This is a genomic window from Streptomyces sp. KLMMK, from assembly GCF_036961605.1.
Classification (GTDB): Bacteria; Actinomycetota; Actinomycetes; order Streptomycetales; family Streptomycetaceae; genus Streptomyces; species Streptomyces telluris.
Map to the genome: position 1 here is coordinate 1 of NZ_JBAMDC010000478.1, position 4,430 is coordinate 4,430.

At 74.0% G+C, this 4,430-nt stretch carries 3 protein-coding genes; 2 read left to right on the forward strand and 1 reads right to left on the reverse strand.

The features are described from left to right. Window positions 1–379 precede the first annotated feature (379 nt). A complete protein-coding gene (locus V7793_RS34005) occupies window positions 380–2,395 on the forward strand; it encodes an acetoacetate--CoA ligase (RefSeq protein ID WP_336013553.1) in 2,016 nt (671 codons plus the stop codon). Between the two features lie 103 nt (window positions 2,396–2,498). Here the strand turns inward: V7793_RS34005 and V7793_RS34010 are convergent, their stop codons facing one another. Then, window positions 2,499–3,821 (reverse strand): aminotransferase class I/II-fold pyridoxal phosphate-dependent enzyme, encoded by a 1,323-nt coding sequence (locus tag V7793_RS34010; RefSeq protein ID WP_336013554.1) that lies wholly within the window; start codon window positions 3,819–3,821, stop codon window positions 2,499–2,501. 49 nt (window positions 3,822–3,870) lie between these two features. On the opposite strand from V7793_RS34010, the gene V7793_RS34015 reads away from it, so the two are divergent. After that, window positions 3,871–4,430 (forward strand): MFS transporter (locus tag V7793_RS34015; protein ID WP_336013555.1); only part of this gene is annotated, 560 nt, incomplete at its 3' end.

Genomic DNA, 4,430 nt, shown 5'->3' on the forward strand with positions numbered 1-4,430 from the left:
CGCAGCGCCGACCGCAGGGACCGCACCCCCCGCGCCGTACGGACCGTCCTCACTAACCGCAGCAGATCACGCGCATCCATGCTGCTCAGACTGCCACCCGCACGATCGCCGGCGCCCCCCGTTCAGACGCCGTTCACCCCCGCAGGGACAACGGCGGGGTGCCGGAGGAACCCGGCACGCGTGAGGCGGCCGGGGCACGGCCCCGCCCGCGGCCGGTGGGATGCGCGCCGCAGTGTGCCGTCGGCCCTGGTGCGGGAGTCGATCACGTGGCATCGTCCTGGTCAGCCGTGCCACGCGCACACCCCGCCCGTGCGCGCGGCGCACGAGGACGATGCCACCACGCGATGCCCACGACGCGCAGAAGCCCGGGAGCCGCCAGATGACCACCGCACCGCAGCCCGCCGAAACGCCGGAGCCCCTGTGGACCCCCGGCGCCGACCGCGTCGCCCGCGCCCGGGTCACCCGCTTCCAGGCGTGGGCGGCGGAGCGCCACGGCGCCCCGGCCGCGGTCCCCGGCGACCCCGCCGCGAGCTACGCCGCCCTGCACCGCTGGTCCGTCGACGAGCTCGAGACCTTCTGGCAGGCCTTCGCCGAATGGTCCGGCGTCCGTTTCGCCCATCCTTACGAGCGTGTCCTCGCCGACCGCTCGATGCCCGGCGCCACCTGGTTCCCCGGCGCCACGCTGAACTACGCCGCACACGCGCTGCGCGCCGCCGAGGACCCCGCACGGGCCGGCGAGCCGGCCCTGCTCGCCGTCGACGAGACCCACGAGCCGAGCCCGGTCACCTGGACCGAGCTGCGCCGCCAGGTCGCCTCGCTCGCCGCCGCGCTGCGCCGCCTGGGCGTGCGCCCCGGCGACCGCGTCTCCGGTTACTTGCCCAACATCCCGCACGCCGTCGTCGCCTTCCTCGCCACCGCGGCCGTCGGCGCCGTGTGGACCTCCTGCGCGCCCGACTTCGGCGCCCGCAGCGTCCTGGACCGCTTCCAGCAGGTCGAACCCGTCGTCCTGTTCACCGTCGACGGCTACCGCTACGGCGGCAAGGAACACGAGCGCACCGGCACCGTCGCCGAACTCCGCACGGGCCTGCCCACCCTGCGCGCCGTCGTCCACATCCCGCTGCTGGGCACCCCGGCCCCCGAAGGCGCCCTGGAGTGGGACGCACTGGTGGCCGAGGATGTGGAACCCGTCTTCGAAGAGGTCCCCTTCGACCACCCGCTGTGGGTGCTGTACTCCTCCGGCACCACCGGCCTGCCCAAGGCCATCGTCCAGTCCCAGGGCGGCATCCTCCTCGAACACCTCAAGCAGCTCTCCCTGCACTGCGACCTCGGCCCCGGCGACCGCTTCTTCTGGTACACCTCCACCGGCTGGATGATGTGGAACTTCCTCGTCTCCGGCCTCCTGGTGGGCTCCACCGTCGTCCTCTACGACGGCAGCCCCGGCCACCCCGACACCGCCGCCCAGTGGCGCATCGCCGAACGCACCGGCGCCACCCTCTACGGCACCTCGGCCGCCTACGTCATGGCCTGCCGCAAGGCGGGGGTCCACCCCGGCCGGGACTTCGACCTCTCGCGCGTGAAGTGCGTGGCCACGACGGGCTCGCCGCTGCCTCCCGACGGGTTCCGCTGGATCCACGACGAATTCCACGAAGAGGGGGCCGAGGACATGTGGATCGCCTCGGTGAGCGGCGGCACGGACGTCTGCAGCTGCTTCGCGGGCGCCGTCCCGACCCTGCCCGTCCACATCGGCGAGCTCCAGGCCCCCTGCCTCGGCACCGGCCTCCAGGCCTGGGACCCGCACGGCAAGCCCGTCGTCGGCGAGGTCGGCGAGCTCGTCGTCACCAACCCCATGCCGTCGATGCCCATCCACTTCTGGAACGACCCCGAAGGCACCCGCTACCGCGAGAGCTACTTCGAGATGTTCCCCGGCGTCTGGCGCCACGGCGACTGGATCACCCTCACCCCCCGCGGCAGCGTCGTCATCCACGGCCGCTCCGACTCCACCCTCAACCGGCAGGGCGTCCGCATGGGCTCCGCCGACATCTACGAGGTCGTCGAACGCCTCCCCGAGATCCGCGAGTCCCTCGTCATCGGCGTCGAACAGCCGGACGGCGGCTACTGGATGCCCCTCTTCGTCCACCTCGCACCGGGCGCGCGGCTGGACGACGCCCTGCTCGACCGCATCAAGCGCACCATCCGCGAGAACCTCTCGCCCCGCCACGTCCCCGACGAGGTCATCGAGGTCCCGGCCGTCCCGCACACCCTCACGGGCAAGCGCATCGAGGTCCCGGTGAAGCGCCTCCTCCAGGGCACGCCACTGGAGAAGGCGGTGAACCCGGGCTCGGTGGACAACGCGGACCTGCTGAAGTTCTACGAGGAGCTGGGCCGCAAGCGCTAGACGGATTCAGCCCGTCCGGCGATTGGGGACGAGCGCGTTCAGCGCGATACGGGGTCTGCGGGCGGAGCCCCCGGATACGTGCGGGTAGGGGAGAAAGACCGCCCTACCCGCCATACGTCGCCTGAGCCTCCCCCAGCACCAAAGCAAAGTCCGCGGCAAGCTGCCCGGCTTCCACGGGCAGCAGATCCGCCGTAGTGATCCGCACCCCCGGCCCGGCCCCGATCCGGAACCGCGCCCCCGCAGCCACCCACCACCCACAAGACCGCAGCCCGTTGACGACGGCGGCCTCGTCCCGCACCGGTACCCACACGTTCAGGCCCCCGCCCCCGTGCGCGGAGATCCCCCGCCGGGCCAGCTCTCCGATGAGCGCCTCGCGCCGCACGGCGTACGCCGTGCGGGCCTCGTCGACCAGGGCCCGGGCTCCGGGGTCGGCGAGGAGCCCGGCCACGGCCTCCTGCAGCACGTGGCTGACCCAGCCGGAGGTCAGCAGCAGCCGCCCGTCGTGCCGCGCCAGCGTTGTCGCGTCGCAGGCCAGCGCGGCCCACCGCAGGTCCGGCCCCAGGTGCTTGGTGACGGTGCGGACCTGGGCCCAGCGGGCGAGCCGGCCGCCGGCGGTCAGGCTGTGCAGGGGGGCGCCGCAGATCTCCGCGGTGTAGTCGTTCTCGACGACCAGCACGTCCGGCGCCTCCGCGAGCACCGCGGCCAGCGCGTCGCGCCGGGCGGCCGAGAAGCAGCCGCCGTACGGATTCTGGGCCCGCGGGCTGCAGATGACGGCCCGTACGCCGCCGCGCACGGCGGCCCGCAGTTCCTCCGGCCGCATGCCCTCGTCGTCCACCCGGACCGGCACGATCCGCAGGCCGAGCGCCGGCACGAGGTCGAGCAGGTGGTGGTAGCCGGGGTCCTCCATCGCCACCGCGTCACCGGGCCGCAGTTCGGTGGAGAGCAGCCGGGCCACGCAGTCGAGCGCGCTGTGCGCGAAGGTCACGTGCGCGGACGGGACGCCGTCGCGCTCGTACCAGGCGCGGGTGAGCTCCTCCAGCCGGGCCAGCCGCGGCGCCGCCCGGTGCGAGCGGCCGCCCCGGGCCACGTGCACGGGCGGCACCAGCTCGGGCAGGAACGCCGGATCGGGGTGGCCTCCGGCCAGGTCCCGCAGCCCTTCGGGCACCTTCGGCGGGCGCCGGGAGGCGACGGCCGGGGCTTCGGCGACGACGGTCCCGCCGCGCCCGCGGGTGACGACGATGCCCCGGCGGCGCAGCTCCTTGTACGTGGTGGCGACCGTCCCCGGGCTCACGCCGAGCCGCTCGGCGAGCGCGCGCACCGGGGGGAGCGAACTGCCGGGCGCGAGCGCGCCGTCGGCCACGCCGCGCTCGATGGACGCGGCAATCCCCTTGGCGTTCGTACCAGTGATCTCATATTGTGCCACCACAGAACTGAGTATGTATCAATACAATATTCGCGTCAAGGGGGATCACCGCATGCAGATACCGGGGGGACCGGACGGCCGCCGCATGCTCGCCGTCACCTTCGTCGACAGGACGGGCTCCGGGCTCTGGGGCGCCACGGCCGTCCTGTACTTCACCTACGTCGCCGGGCTCGGCACCGCCCAGATCGGCCTGCTGCTCGGCGTCTCCGGCGCCATCGGCATCGCCGGCCCGCCCCTCGGCGGCCTCCTCGCCGACCGCCTTCCCCTGCGGACGCTGCTCGCCGCCGTCCAGGCCCTCCGCGCCGTCGCGTCGCTCGCCCTCCTCACCACCACCGACCTGCGGCTCCTCCTCGCCATCACCGCGGTCGGCAGCCTCGGCGACCGCGCGTCCGCCGTCCTCACCAGGCTCTACGCGACCCGCATCGCCGGCCCCGACCGCAGCCGCTACCAGGCCGTCAACCGGACCGTCTCCAACGTGGGCTGGGCCGTCGGCGGCCTCGCGGCGGCCGGAGCCCTCGCCGCCGGCACCACCGCCGTCTACAGCTGGCTGCTCGCCGGCGACGCCCTCTCCTTCATCGCCGTCGCCCTGCTCACCCTGCGCTGCGGCGAACC

Coding starts and splice junctions, on each gene's coding strand:
- V7793_RS34005 (WP_336013553.1), top strand. CDS start 380: ATGACCACCGCACCGCAGCCCGCCGAAACGCCGGAGCCCCTGTGGACC.